Source organism: Methylobacterium sp. J-092, from assembly GCF_022829325.1.
Lineage (GTDB): Bacteria > Pseudomonadota > Alphaproteobacteria > Rhizobiales > Beijerinckiaceae > Methylobacterium.
The window spans coordinates 14,038-34,920 of sequence record NZ_JAKSXU010000226.1 but is presented as its reverse complement, the minus strand read 5'-3'; the positions used below and the strand labels follow the sequence as shown (position 1 = coordinate 34,920).

Below are 20,883 nucleotides of genomic sequence, written 5' to 3'. Positions count from 1 at the left end.
CAACCTTTGGCACGAGGGCGTCGTGTGGCGTCCGGTTTTGTCCGCGACGTCCGTTCAAGCCGGCGTTGTGCCGTGCGACGGGCGCAAGACCAAGCGCAACGCCCGGCCGATTCCGACATTTTGCGTCAGCTCCGGTCGAAAAGCGCGTCGAAATTATTCGCTGCGCCGACAAATTCGATTTGGCGCGCCTTCAGCCGGTCATCGCGGTGGCGGTGTAGCCGGCCTTGGTCAGCGCCTCGGCCAGCACGAGGCTCTGGGCCGAGGTCCGGATCGCGACGCGCTCGTGCGCCCGGTCGACCGCGACCTCCGCCGCCGGATCGATCCGCTGGACGATGCGGCGCACCGACGCCTCGCACCCGCCGCAGGTCATGCCCTCGACCCGCATCAGAAGTTCGCCCTGCGCGTCCATGCCGTCGCTCCGTCGATCGATCGCCTGCCACCGATCTCGGGCGCCGGGCCGGGCGCGGCAAGGGCGGAGCAGGGCGAGGATTGGGCGCGCGAAGCCGCAAGCGGGCGAAGAAACTTCCGGATGTCACACTCGCGGAAAACCGCCGCGCCGGCTCACCTGCGCGCTTGCGGCCCCGCGGGCCCTCGGCGACAAAAGGGCTCCGCGGCCCCGATCAGGCAGGCCCGGGCTCCCCCCGAATCCAGGCAAGAAGGCACCCGTGGCGAACCGACCCACAGCCCGGAGGATCGGCCGGCATGCGGGCCTGTGGTCGATGGGTCTGCTCGGCCTCGTTGCGCTCGCGCCGCTCGCCGCCCTGATGCCCACGGTCGGCGCGCTCGCGCTCGGGGGGCTCGCCGCGTTCGGCGCGCTCGCGGCCCATGCCCGCGCGAGCGGGCTGAAGGCACGCTGCGACAAGCTCTCGGCCGAGCTCGACACCCTGTCGAAGCGCCTGCTCAAGGCCGAGGCGGCCGGCCGGGCCGATCCGGCGCAGGCCGGGCTGCCGCGCGACGTCGAGGAGCTGACCGTCGAGATCGGCCTGCTCAGCGGCATCGTGCGCGACCTCGCGGCCGTGGTCGGCACGCAGGACGGCGAGGTCGCGCGGCTGAAGCAGCAGGCCGCCGACCTGGCCGCCTCGAAGCCGGCGCCCGCCCCGGAACCGCCGCCGGCCCCAACCTTCGCGCCGGCCCAAGTCTTCGCATCGGCCCCCGCCTACGCGCCGGCCCCCGCCTCGGTTCAGCCGCCGGTCTACGTGCCGCCCGCGGCGCCGGAGCCCGAGCCGGCGCCGATGCCGGTGCCGCGCCTCTTCCCGCCGCGCGCCCTGCCCCGGGCGGACGCGGCCGCCCGGGGCTCGACCGAGGACGAGGCGGTGATCGCGGCCTTCGACGGCGACGGCCTCGAGGTCCACCTCCAGCCGCTGGTGACGCTGCCGCAGCGCAAGGTCGCGTCCTACGAGGCCCTGGCCCGCCTGAGGCTCGCCGGCGCGGTGCTGACGCCGGAAGCGTTCCTGCCGGTGCTGGAGCGGCACGGCCGCTCGACCGAGCTCGACCGGCGCATGCTGCAGCGGGTCGCCACCATCGCCCGCCACCTCGTCGGCCGCGGCAGCGAGGCGGCGGTGGCCTACGGCCTGTCGCCGCTCTCGCTCTACGAGCCCGGGTTCCTGCGCGGGATCGCGCGGCTGGTCGCGGCCGAGCCGGCCCTGGCCGGCCGCCTCGTCGTCGCCCTGCCGCAGGCGAGCTGGCGCAACCTCGACGCCGAGCAGGCCGGCGCCGTCGCCGCGCTCAAGGGCCGGGTCGGCTTCACCCTCGACCGGCCGGCGGACCTGCGCTTCGACGCCGCGGCGCTCGCGGGCTACGGCGTCGGCCAGGTCAAGGTCCCGGCCGGCCTGCTGCTGCGCCCCGGCCCGGCCCGGCGCAGCCTGTCGGACATCGCGATCGAGGACCTCGTCACCGCGCTCGCGCGGGCCGGCATCCGCCTGGTCGCGACCGACGTCGCGGCCGAATCCGACGTGCCCGACCTGATCGACCTCGACGTGCCGTTCGCGCAAGGGCCGGTCTTCGCCCCGCCGCGCCCGGTGCGGGCCGACGTGCTCGCCGCGCAGGCCCCGCCGGTCCCCTCCGCCCCCCCGACCCCGGACGACCCGCCCGAGCCGACGCCGGAGCGCCGCCCGTTCCGGGCCTTCCTGCGCCGGGCGAGCTAGAGGGGTCGTACCCGATCCGGAGGGTCCCTTCGGGATGGCAGATCGGGGAGAAGCCGTGCCAGGGGCGAGGATGCCGGGCGAGCAGGGCCTCGAACAGCGCCGGGCGGCAGCGGAAATTGGTCGCCCGGAGCCGTGAAACGGCATCGTGCACATCGAGGAGGCCGCGCCGCACGGCGAGGTCGACGATGCCGAGCGTGCCCGTGACGGCGCCCCCCCTGGCCCGGGCGGCGGCGGCGCCGGCACGGCCATCCATGAGGATCAGGTCCGCCCCGGGCGCCGTCGCCAGCCGGATGGCTTCCCGTTCCCCGGCATCCAGTGGCCCGAGCGACGGGTCCGACCCGACCGGATCGGGCTCGACCGCGAGCCAGGCCGGCGGCGCCGACATCCAGCGTCGCACGGCCGCGGGAGCTTCGGGATGGCGCCACTCCCGGCATACCGTGTCGGGGGTCGCGACCCCGGCCAGCAGCGTCGGCAGCACCGCGATCCGGTCGATCAGCACGAGATGATGGATCGGCCCGGCATCGGCGACGGCACGCAACGGATCACAGGCCGAGGCGGTCGAGATCGCGGCGGTCGTCGTCCGGGTCGGTGAGGTCGTCGTCGACGAAGACGTTGCGGGCCTTGAGGAAGGCGTCGAGCGCCGCGCGGGTGCCGAACCCGAGCAGCGTGCGCAACTCGGGGGGCGTCAGCCGCCCGGCGCGAAACTCCTCGACCGCGAAGGCCTCCAGCGCGCGGCGCGCGAGGTCGCCGCCATCCGCGGCGAGGCGGCGGGCGAGGTCGTCGGGAATCGGGACCGTCACGTTCATGCCGCGAGGCTACGCCGGGTCGCCCGATCCCGCAAAGCCCCGCGCGATTGCCAACCCCGGCCGGCGCGCCTAACCCGGCCGGCGCCTTCCCCGACAGATCCGCCCGAGACCGCCGATGCCCGATCCGATCCCGACGCTGCCCGGCCTGTCCGGCATCGCGGATGCCTACGACCTGATCCTGTGCGACGTCTGGGGCGTGCTGCACGACGGCACCCGCGCCCACACCGCCGCCGGCGCGGCGCTGATCGCCTTCCGCGAGCGGCCCGGCCCGCGCCCGCGCCGGGTGGTGCTGGTCTCGAACGCGCCCCGCCCCTGGGCCGGCGTGCAGCGCATCCTCGACGGCTACGGCGTGCCGCGCGCCGCCTACGACGCGATCCTGACCTCGGGCGACCTCACCCGCGAGCTGATCGCCCGGCGGCCGGGCGCGCGGATCCACCATCTCGGCCCGGAGCGTGACGGCCCGATCTTCGAGGGGCTCGACCTCACGCTGGTGCCGGCCGACGCCTGCGATCTCGTGGTCAACACCGGCCTGTTCGACGACGCCACCGAGACGGCCGAGGATTACCGGGCGACGCTGGCCGCGCTGAGGGCCCGCGACGTGCCGATGATCTGCGCCAACCCCGACCTCGTGGTCGAGCGCGACGGCCTGCTCATCCCCTGCGCCGGCCTGCTGGCCGAGGCCTATGCCGCGATCGGCGGCGCGGTGACCTATGCCGGCAAGCCGCACCGGCCGGTCTACGAGGCCGCGCTCGCGCTCGCCGCCGGCCTCGACGCGGGCGCCGCGCCCGATTCCGCCCGCGTCCTGGCGGTGGGCGACGCGATCCGCACCGACATCGCCGGCGCGCGCGGGTTCGGCATCGCCAGCCTGCTCGTCGCCCGCGGCATCCACGCCGAGGAGCTCGGCGTCTCGGCCGCCCACCACACCCTCGGCGACGTCGCCGCCTGGCTCGCGCGCCAGCCGGTGCAGCCCGACGCGGTGATCGAGCGGCTCGCCTGGTAGCCCGCCGGCCGCGGCACGGCCCTCGCACGGCGGCGCGCGGTTTCGGGGCGGTCGATCGCCCCGGCGGCACAGCCGATCCCCACTTCGAGTTGCCCGACGATGCGCCGCCCCGCTTCCACGCCGCCCCGATCGGTCAGGCCCCTCGGATGAGCGGTCTCGCCCAGCGCGATCCGGCGGCCTTGCGCTCCCAGGACCGCATCGTCGCGCGCATCGGCTCGCTGCGGCAGCTCCAGCTGTTCAACGATCGCGGCGGCATCGCCGTCAACTTCGACATCCTGCGCTCGGCGGCGCCCGACATCCGCATCGCCGGCAGCCAGAGCGAGACCTTCAGCCTGTGGGAGACCACCTCGGCGAGCGGATTCGTCACCAAGCCGAAATTCGACGCCGACCTCGTCACCATCCGCTTCGTCACGAGCGGCAGCATCGCCTACCGCTACCGGGCCGGCGAGGCCATCGGCCTGCCCTCCCACGCCACGCTGGTCGGCTTCGAGGACCTGCGCGAGGTCCAGGCCTCGAGCGGGTTCGGCGCCATCAGCGGGACGATCCCGGTCGCCGCCCTGATGGCCGCCAACGCGGCGCTGACGGGCGGCGGCGACCGCGGCTTCGCGCCGCTCGCGCCGATCGCCGCGATGACGCCCCCCGGCGTGCAGATGCTGTTCTGCACCCTGCGGCAGATCCATGCGCACAGCCACGGACCGAGCCGGCGCGGGAACCTGATCGTCCCGTTGATCCAGGAGATCCTGAGCTACCAGCTGCTCTCGGTCTGGCCGAAGCGGGACATGCCGGCGCCGCAGGAGAGCCAGGACGTGCCGCTCCGGCGCATCCGCGCCGCCCTCGACTACATCGAGGCGCACCTGTCCGACCCGCTGACGCTGGCCGACATCGCGACCGCGGCCGGGATCAGCGTCCGCTCGCTGCAGGACAGGTTCCGGCAGGCGATCGGGCAGACGCCGGTGCAGTTCATCATCGATCGCCGCCTGCGGAAGGTCCACCACGACCTGACCGCGCGCGGCGGCGCGACGCTCTCGATCGCCGAGGTCGCGGCGCGGTGGGGGTTCGTCCACATGAGCGACTCCGGGCAGCGCTACCGGCGGCTGTACGGCTGCGCGCCGTCCGAGACCCGGCGCGACGCCGGCCGGCCGCGCTGAATGCGCCCCGGGCGGTGAGGGGCCCGCGGCGCTTCGGGGCCGCGGGCCCGGATGCGGAGGCCTGCCGGCCGAGCGCCGGGGCCCTATCCGGGCTGGCTATCAATATAGCGCAAGACAGTATAAATATCGCGCGAATTTGACACTTCTAGTTTAAAACAGGATACCAACGTATGTGAGTGCAACTTCGATCCCATTTTGGATTCGATATCCGGTCTCTCATCGATCGGCGGTCTCGAAGGTAGGTCCAAATCCTGCATCGTCGCCGGATCGGAGCTGCCGAATATATAGCGAACGGTCTTTGTAAGGTATTTATTCAAAATACACTGTAACTTATAGATCGATTATCCTACGCACCTCGAGCGCGTCGCACGGGAACCCGCATGCTGGATCTTGCGAACAACGATGCCTGCACCCGCAAGACGATCCCGGCTCGTCCGCCGGCGGATCGCGATGCGGCCGTGACGACGCCCGGTCCGACCGCAGGCGCCGGCATGCCCCCCCGCGGCCGGCGCACGATGCAACCCGCGCACCGGCCGGGTCGCCCGGGCGCGGGCCGGCGCCCGACCCGGCCTGCCGCATGCCGGCCTTCCGCGCCGTCCCACGCACGCCGGGCCGCGTGATGCCGATGCCCCATCGAGATCGACGCATGACAGAACTCCTGCCGTCGGAGCGCACCGCTCAGACGCTGAAGCGCATCGCCACGGCCCTGGGCTGCACCGTCGAGGAGCTGGTGAGCACCCGGGAAGGCGGCTGCCCGGCCCAGGAAACCCGGGAGCTGCTGACGCTATGGGACGCGATCCGCAGCGACGCGGACCGCCGGATCGTGCTCGACACCGCCCGCGAGGTCGTGCGGGCGCAGGAGGCCTCCGCCGCGCCCTGAGGCCGGCGGCGGCTCCCGCGGCCAAGCCGTCACCTTATGATCGAGCGGCCGACTCGGGGCCAAGCGGCCAGGTTACGGCCAAGCTGCCATCTTGCGGCCCAGCCCGCCCCGGATGCTGTCGCCGACGGTCGCCGTCCGGACGAGGGCGGGACCACGAGGGGGCATCCCGATGACCGAATCCGTGCCGGCCCGCGCCGTGAAGGCCCACGACGAGCAGCGCCTGGAGCGCTCCGTCGCCGCGACGCTGCGGGTGATCGCCGCCGCCCATGCCGAGCGCGAGGCGCCTCCCGTCCACGCCGCCCGCCGGCGCCTCGGCGAGGTCTACGGCGCGACCCGCCTCGCCCGCCGGCTGGAGCGGGCGCAGCGCGCCTGACGGGAGGTTGCCGGGTCGGCGCCGCGGCGCTAACCCGATCCGCGATGCGGTATTATCTCGGCCTCGCCACCACCTTCCACGACCCGGCGCTCGCGCTGATCGGGCCCGACGGCACGGTCCTGTTCGCCGAGGGCGCCGAGCGCTTCCTGCAATACAAGCGCGCCCCGAACTGCGAGCCGGACCCGGCCACCCGCATGGTCGGGCTGCTCGCCGAGCTCGTGCCGGAAGGCTCCGAGCTCGTCGTCGCCTCGACCTGGGGCCAGCAATTCACCGAGTTCCTCGAGGGGCAGGGGCGCACCGGCGCCTTCACCCTCGAAGCCCTGGGCCGGCACGCGCCGGTGCTCAACCGCTCGTTCGTGCCCGAGCGCGCCGAGCGCATCTTCGTGGCCGAGATGGCGATCGCCCAGGCGCGCGCCGGCTACGGCACGCTGCTGGCCCTCGACCAGGAGACGCGGGGCCGGGGCGGCGCGGCGCGCGCGCGGATCGTGCGGCAGGACCGCTTCCCCCACCACCTCACCCACGCCGCCTACGCCCTGTGGGGCAGCCCGTTCTCGGACGCGACCGCGGTGATCGTCGACGGCATGGGCGAGACCGGCGCGGCCGCGCTCTACCGGATGGAGGCGGGCCGCATCGCCGAGGTGCGGCGCCACCGCGGCCGCGGCTCGGTCGGCTTCCTCTACGGGCTCGTCACGGACCTCGCCGGCTTCGACCAGCTCAAGGGCGAGGAATGGAAGATCATGGGGCTCGCGCCCTACGGCCGCTCCGATCCCGCGCTCGTCGCGCAGCTGCGCCGCCTGTACACGGCGGAGGGCGGCCGCCTGAAGTTCACCGACGACGCCACCGTGCGCGACGTGGTCGCGACGATCCTGAGCCGCCGCCCGGCCGATCTCGGCGAGGCCGGCTGGGCCGATCTCGCCAGGAGCGGCCAAGAGGTGTTTTCGGAGTTGATGGACATCCTCGTCGCCGAGGCCTGGGCGCTCAGCCCGCACGAGAACCTGGTGATCGCCGGCGGCTGCGGCCTCAACTCCTCCTACAACGGGCGGGTGCTCGAGCGCTCGAGCTTTTCCCGCCTGCACGTGCCGTCCGCGCCGGGCGACGACGGCAACGCCGTCGGCGCGGCCTGGCTCGCCTACGCCGCCGACAACCCAGGCTGGACCGGGCCGGCGCCGGAGGCGCGCCCGCTCACCCCCTATCTCGGCTCGCGCGTCTCGACCGCGCCGATGGAGCGGCTGGCCGAGTGGGAGCCGCGCGCGCGCAAGGTCGGCCATGCGGCGGCGACCCGGGAGGCGGCGCGGATCCTCGCGGCCGGCGGCCTCGTCGGCTGGGTCCAGGGCCGGGCCGAGTTCGGCCCGCGCTCGCTCGGCAACCGCTCGATCCTCGCCGACCCGCGGCCGGCGGGCGCGAAGGACGCGCTCAACGCCAAGGTGAAGTACCGCGAGGCCTTCCGGCCCTTCGCCCCCTCGATCCTGGCCGAGGCCGGCCCCGACTGGTTCGAGGCCTACGCCGACAGCCCGTACATGGAGCGCACCCTGGTCTGGCGCGAATCCAAGCGCGACCAGGTCCCGGCGGTGGTGCACGCCGACGGCACCGGCCGGCTCCAGAGCGTGACGCCGGCGCGCAACCCGGCCTACGCCGCGCTGATCGCCGCCTTCGCCGAGATCACCGGCGTGCCGATCCTGCTCAACACCAGCTTCAACGTGATGGGCAAGCCGATCCTCCACACGGCGGAGGACGCGATCCTGATGTTCACCACCACCGGCCTCGACGCCCTGGTGGTGGAGGACTGGATCGTGGTGAAGTGAGGGGTCGGTCGACGCGCGGGAGCCTTACAGGACCATGGCGGTGCGCCCCGCGCGCATCCCCTCGCCCCGCACGCGGGGAGAGGGCCGCGACGACCCCGTCGTCGGCGCGGCGAGGCGGCAGCCGACGGTGAGGGGGCTTCGACGGCGGAGCCTCGTCCGGTGCCTTCCCCTCACCGCCGCTTCGGCTTCGCCTGCGCTTCCCGGCTGCACGACGAGGTGCAGCCGGGCCTCTCCCCGCGTGCGGGGAGAGGGGAACCCGCACCCCATGCGATCCAGGTGAGATGGGGGAGCCGACGCCCCGCCTCAGAACAAGCCCGCGAGATCCGACAGCACCGCCACCGGCGCGAGGTCGGCGTACTCGTCCGGCTTCCCCGTGCGGTTGATCCAGGCGCAGGCGAAGCCGAAGGCGGTGGCGCCGGCGATGTCCCAGCGGTTCGAGGAGCAGAACAGCACCGCCTCGGCGGGCACGCCGAGGGCGTCGAGCGCCACGGCGTAGGCGCGCGGATGGGTCTTGAAGACGCCGGCCGCGTCGGCCGAGAGCACCGCGTCGAGGCGGGACGCGAGGCCGGCCGAGGCGACCGAGCGGCCGAGCATGGCGTCGTCGCCGTTGGAGAGGATGGCGGTGGACAGGCCGCGCGCGCGCAGACGCTCCAGCACGCCCAGCACCTCCCCGTAGGCGTCGAGGTCGCGATAGGCGTCGAGCAACCGGTCGCGCAGGCCCACGTCGACGTCCGGGTGGCTCGCCAGGGCGAAGTCCAAGGCCCGCTCGGTGAGCTGCCAGAACGGGGCGGTGCGGCCGATCAGCGACAGGGTCCAGCTGTATTCGAGCTGCTTCACCCGCCACAGCTCCGACAGCCGCGACGCCGCCGGCCCGACGGCGTCGGCATGGCGCTGCACCGCCGAATGCACGTCGAACAGGGTGCCGTAGGCGTCGAACACCACGGCGCGGCGGCCGGCGAGAAGCGGTCTTTCCGACATCGCGGGCGCTACTTCTTCTCGAGCACCTCGATCGGGTTGGTGCGCTGGCTCGCGGCCGGCTCGCGCGTGAGGTTCTGGCTTCCCGCTTCCTGCGGGGCCGCCTTGCCGCCCGGCGCGCCGGGACCGCCGGTGGCGGTGCCGCCGGAATTCGGCTGGGTCGGCACCGTGCCGCTGGCGAGCTCGAGGCAGGTCACCATCTCGACGTAGGACGGGTAGCCGCCGGCCTTGTACTGGTCCTCGCACTGGCGCTTGGCCGAGGGCGTGTAGTCGCCCCAGCGGCGCTCGGCCTCCTTCTTCGCGTCCCGCTCCGAGCGCAGGCAGCCCTCGATGTTGGCGTTGTCGCTGACGCTGACGTTGGCCCGGCTCGCCGACTGGCAGGTCTTCTTGATGTCGAGGTTCGGGACCGTGTCGGCCCGCGCGGCGGTGGAAGCCGCCGGTGCGGCGAGGAGGGCGAGCGCCAGGGCCCCGGTGAGCGCGGCGCCGGCAAGGATGCGTGTCGTCATGGTCCGCTCGTCGTCTCTCGGCGTGGGATGCTCGGAAGCTGTGAGGCACAACGCGCGGCACGCCGGAGGGTCCCGCCCGCGGGACAGGAATCCGAGCCCGCCACGCTCAGGGGCCCGCGTGGGCGGCCCGGAGCGCCGCGTCGAGGTCGGCGAACAGGTCGTCGGGGTCCTCGAGCCCGGTCGAGAGGCGCAGCAGGTCGGGCGGGCACGGCGTGCCCGGTCCCTCGACCGAGGCGCGGTGCTCGATCAGGCTCTCGACGCCGCCGAGCGAGGTCGCGCGCTTCCACAGGCGCACGCGCGCGGCGGTGGCGATCGCCGCGGCCTCGCCCCCGGCCACCCGGATCGACAGCATCGCCCCGAACCCCTGGTCCATCTGCCGCGCGGCGACCGCGTGGCCCGGATCCTCGGGGAGCCCCGGATAGAGCACCCGGGCGACGTGGGCGTGCCGGGCGAGGCGGCCCGCGAGGTCGAGGGCGCCGGCCGATTGCGCGGCGGCGCGCAGGGGGAAGGTGCGCAGGCTCCGCATCAAGAGGTAGGCCTCGAACGGCCCGAGGATCGCGCCGCCGCTCGCGCGGATCGCGCCGATCCGGGTCCAGGCGGCGTCGCGGGCGGCGGTGGCGAGCACGCCGGCGATCACGTCGGAATGGCCGTTCAGGATCTTGGTGCCGGAATGCATGACGAGGTCGGCGCCGAGCCGCAGCGGCCGGGTGTGGAACGGCGAGGCGACGGTGGAGTCGACCGCCAGCCGCGCCCCGGCCGCATGGGCGATCTCGGCCGCGGCGGCGATGTCGGTGACCGTCCAGAGCGGGTTGCCAGGAGTCTCGATCCAGACGAGCTTGGTCCGGCCCGGCCGCATCGCGGCGCGCAGGGCGTCGAGGTCGTCCATCGCCACGAAATCGAGGTCGAGCCGGCGCCGCGGCGCCTCCTCGCGCAGCCAGCGCTTGAGGGCCCAGTACATCACCGCCGGCGCGACCACGTGGTCGCCGGGCTCCAGCGCGCCGAACACCGCCGTCGCCGCCGCCATGCCGGAGCCGAACAGCATCGCGGCCGGCGCCTCCTCCAGCATCGCCAGCACGGCTTCCGCCTCGCGCACCGTCGCGTTGTCGGGCCGCGCGTAGGAGAAGCCGGAGGAATAGCCGTTGTCAGGGTCGCGGATGAAGGTGGTCGAGACGTGCAGCGGCGCCACCACCGCGCGGGTCACCGGCTCGACATGCCCCATCGCCTGGGCGGCGAGCGTCCGCTTCGACCATCCGGCGGCGCGAGGGTCGGCGTCGTCCGTCGGGTTGCGTGAGGTCATGGCCGCGTCCGATGTTGCGTGGCGGGAGATCGTTCGACGGTCCGGATGCGGCTCGCGCCGCGTCCCTTCCCTTCCCTTCATCGTCCCTTCCCCGCACGAGGGGAGGAAGACGCGCGGGTTTCCTATAGCCTCCGAACGCCGCGGCTGCCACGATCCGGGCCGGGGCCGCCTCCGAGGTCCCCGTCGGGTTTCGTCCATGCAGACCGCCAGCCGCGCCGCGTCCACGCAGGCCTCGTCCACGCAAGCCTCGCCGCCGCGGGTTCCGATCCGCCCGGCCCTTCCCAGGTGGCTGCGCCTGCCCGCCGCGATCCTGCCGGTGGGGGCGACCTCGCTCATCGGCGGGCTGTCGACGGCCCCCGAGATCGACGGGTGGTACGCCGGCCTCGCCAAGCCCGCCTTCAACCCGCCGAACGCGGCCTTCCCGATCGCCTGGACGATCCTCGACGTGCTGATGGTCGTCTCAGCTTGGCGCCTGCTCGGCGCCCGCCCGGCCACCGGCCCGTCGCGCCGGGGCTGGTGGCTGGCGATCGCCGCCTTCGGCGTGCAGCTCGCGCTCAACGCCGCCTGGACGCCGGTGTTCTTCGCCCGCCACGCGCTGGGTGCCGGTCTGGTGGTGGTGGCGGCCCTCCTCGTGATGATCCTGTGGTCGATCCGCCTGAGCTGGCGGATCGACCGGATCGCGGCGGCCCTGCTGCTGCCCTACGCCGCCTGGGTCGCCTTCGCGAGCCTCCTCAACGCGGCGATCTGGCGGCTGAACTGACGCGGCGCGCCGGCACCCCATGCCCCGGACCGTGGGGCCAAAAAATTCTCGCCGTCCGGCGTGGCGCCCGGGCCCGGCCCGATGCTGCCGTGCGCCCATGCCCGCCGGTGACTGGCCCCGGTTCGTCGGCGTCGGCGCCTCCGGGGCCGAGGGCCTTCGCGACATCCGGGCGCTCCTCGTCGCCCTCCCGGCGCCGCTCCGGGCCGTCCTCCTCGTGCTGCTCCGCCCCTGGGACCGGCCGAGCCACCTCCGCGCGATCCTGGCGCAGGCCTGCCCGCACCCGGTCCTGATCGCGGACGCGGGCGAACGCTTCGAGCCGGGCCGCATCGACATCGGCGAGCCGGCCCGGCACCCGATCCTGGCCGACCGCAGCTTCGGCGAGATCGTCGCCGACCCGATGCGGCTGCACAGCAACCGCACGGTCGACCTGCTCTTCCATTCCGTGGCCCGGCACGGCCGCGGGCGGATGATCGGCGTGGTGCTGTCCGGCTCCCTCGACGGCGGCGCCCGCGGGCTCGCCGCGATCCATCGCGCCGGCGGGCTCACCATGGTGCTCACGCCCGAGCCGCCGCCCCGCCACGGCATGCCCGAGAGCGCGATCGCTCGCGACGGCCCGATCGCCACGATCGGCAGCCCGAGGACGATCGCCGCGGCGATCGCGGCGGACGATCCTCCGGGGATCGCGGGGGAGGCGGCGCCGCAGGCGGAGCCGGCCCGCGCGCCGGCCGCGCCCGCTCTGGCCCCCCTCCCCCATCCGGGTTAGACACCGCGCCCCACGCCATCTGCAGGACGCGACCGGATGATCGGCATCACGCAGCGCATCGCCACCGAGCTCCGCGTCGCCGAGGCGCAGGTGAGGGCGGCGGTCGACCTCCTCGACGGCGGCGCGACGGTGCCGTTCGTCGCCCGCTACCGCAAGGAGGCGACCGGGGCGCTGGACGACGCGCAGCTGCGCACCCTGGAGGAGCGCCTCGGCTACCTGCGCGACCTCGAGGAGCGCCGCGCCGCCGTGCAGGACGCGATCCGGGCCCTCGGCAAGCTCGATGCGGACCTCGCCCGGAAGATCGCGGCGGCCGAGACCAAGGCGCGGCTCGAGGACCTCTACGCGCCGTTCAAGGTCAAGCGCCGCACCAAGGCGCAGATCGCCCGCGAGGCCGGGCTCGGGCCGCTCGCCGAGGTGCTGCTGGCGCGGCCGGACCAGGCGCCCGAGCAGGCGGCGAAGAGCTTCTCGGGCAAGGACGGCTTCCCCGACGTCGAGGCGACCCTGGAGGGCGCCCGCGCGATCCTGATCGAGCGCTTCGGCGAGGATGCCGAGCTGGTCGGCGGCCTGCGCGAGGAGACCTGGCGGCGCGGGCGGATGCGCGCCTCGGTGCGCAAGGGCAAGGCCGCGCCCGGGCAGAAGTTTGCCGACTACTTTTCATTCGAGGAGCCGCTCGCCCGCCTGCCCTCGCACCGGATCCTGGCGCTGTTCCGCGGCGAGAAGGAGGAGGTGCTCGATCTCGACCTCACCGACGCCGAGACGCCGCCGCCCGGCCGGCCGGGCTGGCAGGAGGCGCGGATCGCCCAGACCTTCGGCATCGCCGAGCGCGGACGGCCGGGCGACCGCTTCCTCACCGAGACGGTGCGCAAGACCTGGCGGACCAAGCTGAAGCCGGCGATCGACACGGACCTGCGGGCCCGGCTCTGGGCGGTGGCGGAAGCCGGCGCGATCTCGGTCTTCGCCGGCAACCTGCGCGACCTGCTGCTGGCCGCGCCCGCCGGCGCGCGGCCGACGCTCGGGCTCGATCCGGGCTTCCGCAGCGGCGTGAAGGTCGCGGTGGTCGACGCCACCGGCAAGGTCGTGGCCACCGACGCGATCTTCCCGCACGAGCCGCGGCGCGACTGGAACGGCGCCCTGGCGACGCTGGCCAAGCTGTGCCGCGCGCATCGGGTCGAGCTGATCGCCATCGGCAACGGCACCGCCTCGCGCGAGACCGACAGGCTGGCCGCCGAGCTGCTGGGCAAGCACCCGGAGCTGACGCTGACCAAGGTGATGGTCTCGGAGGCCGGCGCCTCGGTCTACTCGGCCTCGGCCTACGCCTCGGCCGAGCTGCCGGGCCTCGACGTGACCCTGCGCGGCGCGGTCTCGATCGCGCGGCGGCTGCAGGACCCGCTGGCCGAGCTCGTGAAGATCGAGCCGCGGGCGATCGGCGTCGGGCAGTACCAGCACGATCTTGCCGAGGGGAAGCTGTCGCGCTCGCTCGACGCGGTGGTGGAGGATTGCGTCAACGGCGTCGGCGTCGACGTCAACGTGGCCTCCGCGCCGCTGCTCGCCCGGGTCTCGGGGCTGAGCGAGCGGGTGGCGGCCAACATCGTCGTGCACCGCGACGCCAACGGCCCGTTCCGCTCGCGCGCCGCGCTGAGGAAGGTCGCCGGCCTCGGGCCGAAGGCCTACGAGCTCGCCGCCGGCTTCCTGCGGCTTCGCGGCGGCAGCGATCCGCTCGACGCCTCCGGCGTGCACCCGGAGGCCTATCCGGTGGTGAAGAAGATCCTGGCCGCCACCGGCCAGCCGATCGGCGCCCTGATCGGCAATGGGGGCGTGCTCAGGGCGCTGAACCCGCGGGCATTCGTCGACGCCACCTTCGGCCTGCCGACGATCGGCGACATCATCGCCGAGCTCGAGAAGCCCGGCCGCGACCCGCGCCCGGCCTTCCGCACCGCGACCTTCCAGGACGGCGTCGAGACGATCGCGGACCTGAAGCCCGGCATGCGGCTCGAGGGCGTCGTCACCAACGTGGCCGCGTTCGGCGCCTTCGTCGATGTCGGGGTGCATCAGGACGGGCTGGTGCACATCTCGGTGCTCGCCGACCGCTTCGTGAAGGACCCACGCGAGGTGGTGAAGCCCGGCGACGTGGTGCAGGTCCGCGTCGTCGAGGTCGACCCGGCGCGCAAGCGCATCGCCCTGAGCATGCGCGCGGAGGACGGCGAGCGGCCGGCGCGCCGCGAGCAGGGGCGCCAAGACCAGGCACGCCAGGACCAGGCACGCCAGGAGCGCGCGGCGTCGACGCGCGGGCCCGCGCCGCGATCCGCCGCCGCGCCGGCGCCGGAATCGGGGGGGGCCCTCGCTGACGCGTTGCGCCGGGCGGCGACCGCGCAGGGACGCGGACGTTCCTGAGATGGGAGGCCCGCACGGGATGGGAGGCCTCCGGGACGCCGGCCCCGCGAAACCGTTGCCGCGGCAACGGAATTCTCGTAAAGCGGATCGGAGAACGGCCGAGCTTGGCCGGCGGTGCGATCGCGGCGGCATCCATGCAGGCGGATACCGCTGGAGAGCCAACGGGTTATGAGGGTGACAAGCCGTGCGCCGGCAGCTAAGCTTGCGCAGGGCGAGGTCGCGGATGGTCGATGATTCCGCGTCCTTGGGGGCGCGCACGCGAGACGAGTGATGGCAGGCCAGAAGACGGATCAACGGGACGTTTATGTCGGGCAACGCATCGCGGAACAACGGCGCAAGGCGTCGTTGACCCAGCGCCGCGTCGCCCAGAGCTTCGGCATGTCCGCGGCGCAGCTGCAGAAGTACGAGAAGGGCACCAACCGCATCAGCGCGATCCATCTCGACATCTTCTCGCGCATGACCGGCGTGCCGCTGGACCACTTCTTCAACGGGATGCCCCGGGACGAGGACCACGCCGTCGAGGGTTTCGGCGACACGCCGCAGCGCCCGCTCGACGCCGGCTGGCAGGGCGTGGCCGAGATGGTGGCCCGCCACGTCTCCGAGAACTGCTCGGCCGACACGCGGCGCGACCTCGCCGCCGCGGTCCAGGCCCTCGAGCGCAAGTTGAGCGGCTGAGGCCACCGCGTCCCTGTGGTAGCACCTTCGGACCGATCGGCCGTCCGCTTCGTACGGTATAACGGATCCGTTCGGCATTCCACCTTGACCCTGCCGGGAGCCGGTGCCAGAACTCCGGCCCTCACAACCGGGTCAAGCGCCGCGATCAGGAAGGCGCACCCGTCAACCGGGGTGCTCTCACGATGCCGCGTTCGGACTTCCTGTTCACGAGCGAATCCGTCTCCGAGGGCCACCCCGACAAGGTGAGCGACCGGATCTCCGACACCGTGGTCGATGCCTACATCGCCGCGATGCCGGAAGCCCGCCTCGGCGTCGAGACGCTGACCACGACCAACCGCGTCGTGATCGCCGGCGAGGTCCGCGGCCCCGATTCGGTGACCTTCAAGGACCTCGAGGCGCTGTCCCGCGAGGCGGTGAAGGACATCGGCTACGAGCAGTCCGGGTTCCACTGGAAGAACAACGACGTGCAGATCTACCTGCACGCCCAGTCGGCCGACATCGCCCAGGGCGTGGACGCGGCCGGCAACAAGGACGAGGGCGCGGGCGACCAGGGCATCATGTTCGGCTACGCCGCCGACGAGACCCCGGAGCTGATGCCGGCCCCGATCTTCTACGCCCACAAGATCCTCAAGGACCTCGCCGACGCCCGCAAGGCCAGGCAGGGCGACGCGGCCAAGCTCGGCCCCGACGCCAAGAGCCAGGTCACGGTGCGCTACGCCAACGGCCGCCCGGTCGAGGCGACGCAGATCGTGCTCTCGACCCAGCATCTGGACGAGTCGCTCGATTCGGCCGACGTGCGCGCCATCGTCGAGCCCTACATCCGCGCGGCCTTGCCCGAGGGCTGGATCAACGAGGGCACGGTCTGGCACGTGAACCCGACCGGCAAGTTCGTCATCGGCGGCCCCGACGGCGATGCCGGCCTCACCGGCCGCAAGATCATCGTCGACACCTACGGCGGCGCGGCGCCCCACGGCGGCGGCGCCTTCTCGGGCAAGGACCCGACCAAGGTCGACCGCTCGGCGGCCTATGCCGCGCGCTACCTCGCCAAGAACGTCGTCGCCGCCGGCCTCGCCTCGCGCGCCACGATCCAGCTCGCCTACGCCATCGGCGTGGCCAAGCCGCTGTCGATCTACGTCGACCTGCACGGCACCGGCAAGGTCGACGAGACCAAGCTGGAGGGCGTGCTGATGGACGCCCTCGACCTCTCGCCCCGCGGCATCCGCCTGGCGCTCGGCCTCAACAAGCCGATCTACGCCCGCACCTCGGCCTACGGCCATTTCGGCCGCGCCCCGGACGCCGACGGCGGCTTCTCCTGGGAGCGCACCGACCTCGCCGACAAGCTGAGATCGGCCCTGGCGTAAGGGTTTCGACCCCGCGCCGGCGGCCCCCTCTCCCGAACGGGAGAGGGGCCTGCGCCCGATCCGGTCGCCGATCGAGGCGTGAGCCTCCCAACGAGTTTCCCCGTGACCGACACCAGCCTCCCGGCCGACGCCTCAGAGCGGGCCTTCTTCGGCCGACGCAAGGGCAAGCGCCTGCGCGGGCTGCAGGAGCAGCGCCTGTCGGACTTGCTCCCGCGCCTGCGCGTCGACCCGCCCGCCGACGGCCGCCCCCTCGACCCGGCGACGCTGTTTCCCGGCCTCGCCCGAGGCCCGTCGGAGGTCTGGCTCGAGATCGGCTTCGGCGGCGGCGAGCACCTGGCGGCGCAGGCGGCGGCCCATCCCGAGATCGGCATCATCGGCGCCGAGCCCTTCGTCAACGGCGTCGCCAAGCTGCTGCGCGCCGTCGACGAGCGGGCCTTGCGCAACGTCCGCATCCGCGACGAGGACGTGTCGCCGCTGCTCGCCGCCCTGCCGGAAGCCAGCCTCGCGCGGGTCTACCTGCTCTACCCCGATCCCTGGCCGAAGCGGCGCCAGCGCAAGCGCCGCTTCGTCTCGGACGAGTCGCTCGCCGAGATCGCCCGGGTGCTGCGGCCCGGCGGCCTGTTCCGCTTCGCCAGCGACATCGATGACTACGTCGGCTGGACCCTGGTCCGCACCGCCCGCTGCCCGCACCTGCGCTGGACGGCGCGCACGGCCGCCGACTGGACGCAGCCCTATCCCGGCTGGCCCGGCACCCGCTACGAGGCGAAGGCGATCGCGGCCGGGCGCCGCCCGACCTACCTCGAGTTCGCGCGCGTCGCGCCGGGCTGAGGCCCCGTCCGCAGGCGACGATGCGTGAGGTCGCGGGGCCGGCCACCGGGAGCCGGAGGAGAGCGCCGGTGGCCCGCGCAGGCGACCCGCACGATCCTCGCGGCGGCCTCGGGCGGCGTTCGGCGGCTTTCTTCGAGGATCGGCCGGGGCGACGGGGTCAACTAAGCTGTTGTCGAAGCCGCAGGCGCCGCTGGGCGACTTGCCCCGCTTCGGCCCCGGCCCCATCTTGGGCGCGCTCCTGTCGGGCGCCCGCTCGGTGCCTCCGTCGGGGCGACGCTTTTCGAGACGGCGCGACCGCGCGTTCGAGGGGACGGTGTGACCGACAGGGACGATCACGGCCCGGTGGACGACCCGCGGCGCGCGGCCTTCGAGGAGGCCGCCATCGGGCTGGCCGTGCTGTCGCAGGACGGCGCGCGCCTGCGCGACGCCAACCCCGCGCTCTGCGCCCTGCTCGGCCACCCACCCGGCGCGCTCGCGGGGCGGCCGGCCGCCGACCTCGTCGGCGGCGGCCGGATCGCCGACGGCATCCATCCCTGGCTCCATGCCGACGGCGGCTCGGTCGAGGTGCGGGTGCGCCGCTCCGGCGCCGGCGGGACCGTCCTCGTCGTCGAGGCGGTGGATGCCGACGAGGCGGCCCGCTCCGAGGAGAACCGCCAGGACCTCGCCGCGGCGGGCCTCGGCGAGTGGCGCTGGGAGCGGAGCACCGGCCGCCTCGTGCTGTCGCGCCGCGCCGCGCAGATCCTCGGCCATCCCCCCGGCTCCTCCGCGACCTGGGACATCCTGCGCGCCGGCCTCTCCGCGGGCGAGCCCGACCGGATCCAGGCCGTGGTCCGGGACGCGATGGCGCGCGACGGCGCCTACCGCTTCGAGACCCGCCTGACGCGGGAGGCGGACGGGCGCGAGATCATCGTCGACGTGCGCGGCCGCCCGGTCCATGCCGAAGACGGGCGCCGCACCGGCATGGTCGGCGTGGTGCAGGACGTGACCACGCGGGTCGAGGCCCGCGACGGGCTCGCCGCCCGCGACCAGCGCCTGCGGGTCGCGACCACGGTCGCCCGGCTCGGGATCTTCGAGTGGCACATGCTCGAGGACCACGCGATCTGGGAGAACGAGCGGATGTTCGAGATCTTCGGGCACACGCCCGAGGACGGCACCATCGGCAAGACCGAGTTCCTCCGCAATACGTTGCACCCGGACGATCGCGCCGCGGTGCGGCTGGCGATCTCGCAGGCGCTGCGCGACGACGCGATCCTGCACACCACGGGCCGCATCCGCCGCCGCGGCGACGGCGCGTGGCGCACCATCGACCTCGCCGGCCGCTTCGAGCGCGACGCCCCGAACCGGCTGCCGCGGCGGCTGATCGGCCTCGTCGCCGACGTTACCGACCAGCGCCTGGCCGAGGAGCGGCAGGCGCTGCTGATCCGCGAGCTGCACCACCGGGTGAAGAACACCCTGGCGACGGTGCAGGCGATCGTCGGCTCGACCGCGCGGACGGCGTCCAGCATCGAGAGCTTCTACGAAGCCTTCGTCGGCCGCATCAAGTCGCTCGCCCACACCCATTCGGTGCTCACCGAGGCGACCTGGCAGACGGCGGACCTGCGCACGCTGCTGCTGAGCGAGCTGCGCCCCTACGCCGAGGCGCAGGCGGGCGAGGGCGAGGCCGCCGATGCGGACGGGGCCCTCGACGGCCGCATCGTGCTCGACGGGCCGGACACGGCGCTGCCCTCCGAGATCGCGGTGCCGATCGGCATGGCGATCCACGAGCTCACCACCAACGCCGCCAAGTACGGTGCGCTGTCCAACCGGCGCGGGCGGATCTCGGTCGCCTGGGCGGTCCTGCCGGGCGGCCCGGCCGGGATGCTGCGCTTCGCCTGGCGCGAGAGCGGCGGCCCGGCGGTGGAGCCGCCCCGCCGCCAGGGCTTCGGCTCGCGCCTGCTGCAGCGGGTGCTGACGACGCAGGTGCAGGCCGAGGTCGAGACCCTCTACGCCCCCGGCGGCTTCGCCCTCACGATGCTGGCCCCGCTTCCGGTGCGGAACGCCAGCCTCGACCCGCCGGGCTGACGCACGGGCACGTGCCCCTTCCCCCTCTGCGGGGGAGGGAGCGCGCGCGAAACGCCTTCAGGCGGCGCCGCGGCTGCCGGCTTCGCCGCCGCCCTCGACGAAGGCCTTCAGCTCGTCGAGGGAGGCGAAGGTGAAGCGGCCCTGCGGCGTGTCCGCCTCGATCGCGCCGTCGGCGTACATCACGTAGGTGTTGCCGCCCGAGGCGTAGCGGCCGACGACCTCGCGGGTGTCCGGCTCGGGCTCGGGGGCCTCCCGCGCGGGCTCGGCATCGAGGCTCCGGCGCAGGGCCGGCGGCTCGGTCGGGGCGAACAGGTCGTCCTCCGGCTCGGGGGCGAGCGGAGGCGGGGGCGGCGGGACGTGCGCGGCCGGCTCCGGCTCCGGCGGCGTGAGGCCGGGGAGCGGCAGCTCCGGCTCGGCCTGCGCCTCGGCCGGCATCGGGGCGGCGGGCTCCGGCTCGTGCGCCGCGGGGGGCGGGACCGCCGGTTCGGGGTGCGGGACCGCCGGCTCGGCATGGGCCTCGGCCGGCTCCGGCATCGAAGGCTCGGGGATCGACGGCTCGGCGTAGCCCTCCGTGAAGACCGGATCGGTCCGGCTCTGGCCGCCGAGCAGGCCGGCGCCGGCGGCCGGCACCAGCACGTTGGGCAGCATCGGGCGGGCCGGCGCCGGGTCGGTCGGCGCGGGCGCGGCCGGGACCGCGAGGGACGCCGGCGCGGGGGCCGCCGGCGCGGGGGCCGCCGGGGGCAGGCGGACCCCGTCCTGCATCGTGCTGACGGCGTCGACGATGCGGCGGGCGTCGAAGGCGTGGGCGACCCGGCGCAGGCCCATCGCCACCACCGCGAGGCCGGAGAGCACCGCCCCGGCCGAGGCGACGGTCGCGCCCGCGATCACCATGGAGAGCCCGCTCTCCAGGCGGACGAAGGGGAACCCCTGGATCACGGCGACGACGCCGCCGATCACCATCGCGGCACTGAGCGCGAACAGCGCAATGATCATGGAACTCTCGAAGTCGGGGCCGGATACGCCAGGATCGTAGTAAGACCTTGCCGGCGTTTTGCAAAACGCCGGCGACCCGGAGTCGGCCCCGCGGCGTAGCGGTTTCCACGGGCTTCGTGC

The 20,883-nt window shown here is 74.2% G+C and carries 19 protein-coding genes and 1 pseudogene; 13 read left to right on the top strand and 7 right to left on the bottom strand.

The window, feature by feature from the left end:
- Positions 1–190: 190 nt before the first annotated feature.
- Positions 191–409 (bottom strand): heavy-metal-associated domain-containing protein, encoded by a 219-nt coding sequence (locus tag MKK60_RS28200; protein ID WP_147729049.1) that lies wholly within the window; start codon positions 407–409, stop codon positions 191–193.
- Between the two features lie 310 nt (positions 410–719).
- Between MKK60_RS28200 and MKK60_RS28195 the strand changes: the two genes are divergently transcribed.
- Positions 720–2,144 (top strand): EAL domain-containing protein, encoded by a 1,425-nt coding sequence (locus tag MKK60_RS28195; protein ID WP_243989374.1) that lies wholly within the window; start codon positions 720–722, stop codon positions 2,142–2,144.
- Positions 2,145–2,232: 88 nt separating this feature from the next.
- Here MKK60_RS28195 and MKK60_RS28190 read toward each other — a convergent pair.
- Both MKK60_RS28190 and MKK60_RS28185 read right to left on the bottom strand, forming a co-directional pair.
- A pseudogene (locus tag MKK60_RS28190) lies at positions 2,233–2,397 on the bottom strand (DUF3368 domain-containing protein); the annotation flags it as partial.
- Positions 2,398–2,686: 289 nt separating this feature from the next.
- Complete coding sequence (locus MKK60_RS28185) at positions 2,687–2,950, bottom strand: UPF0175 family protein (RefSeq protein ID WP_243989356.1); 264 nt, start codon at positions 2,948–2,950, stop codon at positions 2,687–2,689.
- Positions 2,951–3,065: 115 nt separating this feature from the next.
- On the opposite strand from MKK60_RS28185, the gene MKK60_RS28180 reads away from it, so the two are divergent.
- From MKK60_RS28180 to MKK60_RS28160, 5 genes are all read left to right on the top strand, one after another.
- Positions 3,066–3,950: a TIGR01459 family HAD-type hydrolase gene (locus MKK60_RS28180; RefSeq protein ID WP_243989355.1), complete on the top strand. Its 885-nt coding sequence runs from the start codon at positions 3,066–3,068 to the stop codon at positions 3,948–3,950.
- A gap of 146 nt (positions 3,951–4,096) precedes the next feature.
- A complete protein-coding gene (locus MKK60_RS28175; RefSeq protein WP_243989354.1) occupies positions 4,097–5,098 on the top strand; it encodes a helix-turn-helix domain-containing protein in 1,002 nt (333 codons plus the stop codon).
- Between the two features lie 646 nt (positions 5,099–5,744).
- Positions 5,745–5,978, top strand: coding sequence for a hypothetical protein (locus MKK60_RS28170; RefSeq protein ID WP_147730013.1), 234 nt, complete (start codon positions 5,745–5,747; stop codon positions 5,976–5,978).
- 169 nt (positions 5,979–6,147) lie between these two features.
- Positions 6,148–6,351, top strand: coding sequence for a hypothetical protein (locus MKK60_RS28165; RefSeq protein WP_147844666.1), 204 nt, complete (start codon positions 6,148–6,150; stop codon positions 6,349–6,351).
- A 44-nt stretch (positions 6,352–6,395) separates the two neighbouring features.
- Positions 6,396–8,153, top strand: a complete 1,758-nt coding sequence (locus tag MKK60_RS28160) for a carbamoyltransferase (RefSeq protein WP_147860266.1) — start codon at positions 6,396–6,398, stop codon at positions 8,151–8,153.
- 303 nt (positions 8,154–8,456) lie between these two features.
- On the opposite strand, the gene MKK60_RS28155 is transcribed toward MKK60_RS28160, so the two are convergent.
- The 3 genes from MKK60_RS28155 to MKK60_RS28145 all read right to left on the bottom strand — a co-directional run bounded on the left by MKK60_RS28155 (position 8,457) and on the right by MKK60_RS28145 (position 10,931).
- Positions 8,457–9,131 carry a haloacid dehalogenase type II gene (locus MKK60_RS28155; RefSeq protein ID WP_243989353.1) on the bottom strand — a complete coding sequence of 225 codons (675 nt, stop codon included), beginning with the start codon at positions 9,129–9,131 and terminating at the stop codon, positions 8,457–8,459.
- Positions 9,132–9,139: 8 nt separating this feature from the next.
- On the bottom strand, positions 9,140–9,634 hold the full coding sequence (locus MKK60_RS28150) for a hypothetical protein (RefSeq protein ID WP_147844330.1): 495 nt from the start codon (positions 9,632–9,634) through the stop codon (positions 9,140–9,142).
- A gap of 106 nt (positions 9,635–9,740) precedes the next feature.
- On the bottom strand, positions 9,741–10,931 hold the full coding sequence (locus MKK60_RS28145; RefSeq protein WP_147860269.1) for a trans-sulfuration enzyme family protein: 1,191 nt from the start codon (positions 10,929–10,931) through the stop codon (positions 9,741–9,743).
- A 196-nt stretch (positions 10,932–11,127) separates the two neighbouring features.
- Here MKK60_RS28145 and MKK60_RS28140 point away from each other — a divergent pair, with 196 nt between their 5' ends.
- From MKK60_RS28140 to MKK60_RS28110, 7 genes are all read left to right on the top strand, one after another.
- Positions 11,128–11,691 carry a TspO/MBR family protein gene (locus MKK60_RS28140; protein WP_243989352.1) on the top strand — a complete coding sequence of 188 codons (564 nt, stop codon included), beginning with the start codon at positions 11,128–11,130 and terminating at the stop codon, positions 11,689–11,691.
- 97 nt (positions 11,692–11,788) lie between these two features.
- A complete protein-coding gene (locus MKK60_RS28135) occupies positions 11,789–12,454 on the top strand; it encodes a chemotaxis protein CheB (RefSeq protein ID WP_243989351.1) in 666 nt (221 codons plus the stop codon).
- 36 nt (positions 12,455–12,490) lie between these two features.
- A complete protein-coding gene (locus MKK60_RS28130; protein WP_243989350.1) occupies positions 12,491–14,845 on the top strand; it encodes a Tex family protein in 2,355 nt (784 codons plus the stop codon).
- A 270-nt stretch (positions 14,846–15,115) separates the two neighbouring features.
- On the top strand, positions 15,116–15,520 hold the full coding sequence (locus MKK60_RS28125) for a helix-turn-helix domain-containing protein (protein ID WP_147729573.1): 405 nt from the start codon (positions 15,116–15,118) through the stop codon (positions 15,518–15,520).
- Positions 15,521–15,702: 182 nt separating this feature from the next.
- Positions 15,703–16,881: a methionine adenosyltransferase gene (gene metK, locus MKK60_RS28120; RefSeq protein ID WP_243989349.1), complete on the top strand. Its 1,179-nt coding sequence runs from the start codon at positions 15,703–15,705 to the stop codon at positions 16,879–16,881.
- A gap of 102 nt (positions 16,882–16,983) precedes the next feature.
- The gene (locus MKK60_RS28115) at positions 16,984–17,709 is read left to right on the top strand and encodes a tRNA (guanine(46)-N(7))-methyltransferase TrmB (RefSeq protein WP_243989348.1); all 726 of its coding nucleotides are present in this window, start codon (positions 16,984–16,986) and stop codon (positions 17,707–17,709) included.
- A gap of 315 nt (positions 17,710–18,024) precedes the next feature.
- Positions 18,025–19,770, top strand: coding sequence for an HWE histidine kinase domain-containing protein (locus tag MKK60_RS28110; protein ID WP_243989347.1), 1,746 nt, complete (start codon positions 18,025–18,027; stop codon positions 19,768–19,770).
- Between the two features lie 57 nt (positions 19,771–19,827).
- On the opposite strand, the gene MKK60_RS28105 is transcribed toward MKK60_RS28110, so the two are convergent.
- Positions 19,828–20,763 carry a hypothetical protein gene (locus MKK60_RS28105; RefSeq protein WP_243989346.1) on the bottom strand — a complete coding sequence of 312 codons (936 nt, stop codon included), beginning with the start codon at positions 20,761–20,763 and terminating at the stop codon, positions 19,828–19,830.
- Positions 20,764–20,883 lie beyond the last annotated feature (120 nt).

Bases quoted from the DNA above. Each gene is read 5' to 3' on its own strand.
- MKK60_RS28200 (WP_147729049.1), bottom strand. From the start codon at position 409: ATGGACGCGCAGGGCGAACTTCTGATGCGGGTCGAGGGCATGACCTGC.
- MKK60_RS28195 (WP_243989374.1), top strand. From the start codon at position 720: ATGGGTCTGCTCGGCCTCGTTGCGCTCGCGCCGCTCGCCGCCCTGATG.
- MKK60_RS28185 (WP_243989356.1), bottom strand. From the start codon at position 2,950: ATGAACGTGACGGTCCCGATTCCCGACGACCTCGCCCGCCGCCTCGCC.
- MKK60_RS28180 (WP_243989355.1), top strand. From the start codon at position 3,066: ATGCCCGATCCGATCCCGACGCTGCCCGGCCTGTCCGGCATCGCGGAT.
- MKK60_RS28175 (WP_243989354.1), top strand. From the start codon at position 4,097: ATGAGCGGTCTCGCCCAGCGCGATCCGGCGGCCTTGCGCTCCCAGGAC.
- MKK60_RS28170 (WP_147730013.1), top strand. From the start codon at position 5,745: ATGACAGAACTCCTGCCGTCGGAGCGCACCGCTCAGACGCTGAAGCGC.
- MKK60_RS28165 (WP_147844666.1), top strand. From the start codon at position 6,148: ATGACCGAATCCGTGCCGGCCCGCGCCGTGAAGGCCCACGACGAGCAG.
- MKK60_RS28160 (WP_147860266.1), top strand. From the start codon at position 6,396: ATGCGGTATTATCTCGGCCTCGCCACCACCTTCCACGACCCGGCGCTC.
- MKK60_RS28155 (WP_243989353.1), bottom strand. From the start codon at position 9,131: ATGTCGGAAAGACCGCTTCTCGCCGGCCGCCGCGCCGTGGTGTTCGAC.
- MKK60_RS28150 (WP_147844330.1), bottom strand. From the start codon at position 9,634: ATGACGACACGCATCCTTGCCGGCGCCGCGCTCACCGGGGCCCTGGCG.
- MKK60_RS28145 (WP_147860269.1), bottom strand. From the start codon at position 10,931: ATGACCTCACGCAACCCGACGGACGACGCCGACCCTCGCGCCGCCGGA.
- MKK60_RS28140 (WP_243989352.1), top strand. From the start codon at position 11,128: ATGCAGACCGCCAGCCGCGCCGCGTCCACGCAGGCCTCGTCCACGCAA.
- MKK60_RS28135 (WP_243989351.1), top strand. From the start codon at position 11,789: ATGCCCGCCGGTGACTGGCCCCGGTTCGTCGGCGTCGGCGCCTCCGGG.
- MKK60_RS28130 (WP_243989350.1), top strand. From the start codon at position 12,491: ATGATCGGCATCACGCAGCGCATCGCCACCGAGCTCCGCGTCGCCGAG.
- MKK60_RS28125 (WP_147729573.1), top strand. From the start codon at position 15,116: ATGGCAGGCCAGAAGACGGATCAACGGGACGTTTATGTCGGGCAACGC.
- metK (WP_243989349.1), top strand. From the start codon at position 15,703: ATGCCGCGTTCGGACTTCCTGTTCACGAGCGAATCCGTCTCCGAGGGC.
- MKK60_RS28105 (WP_243989346.1), bottom strand. From the start codon at position 20,763: ATGATCATTGCGCTGTTCGCGCTCAGTGCCGCGATGGTGATCGGCGGC.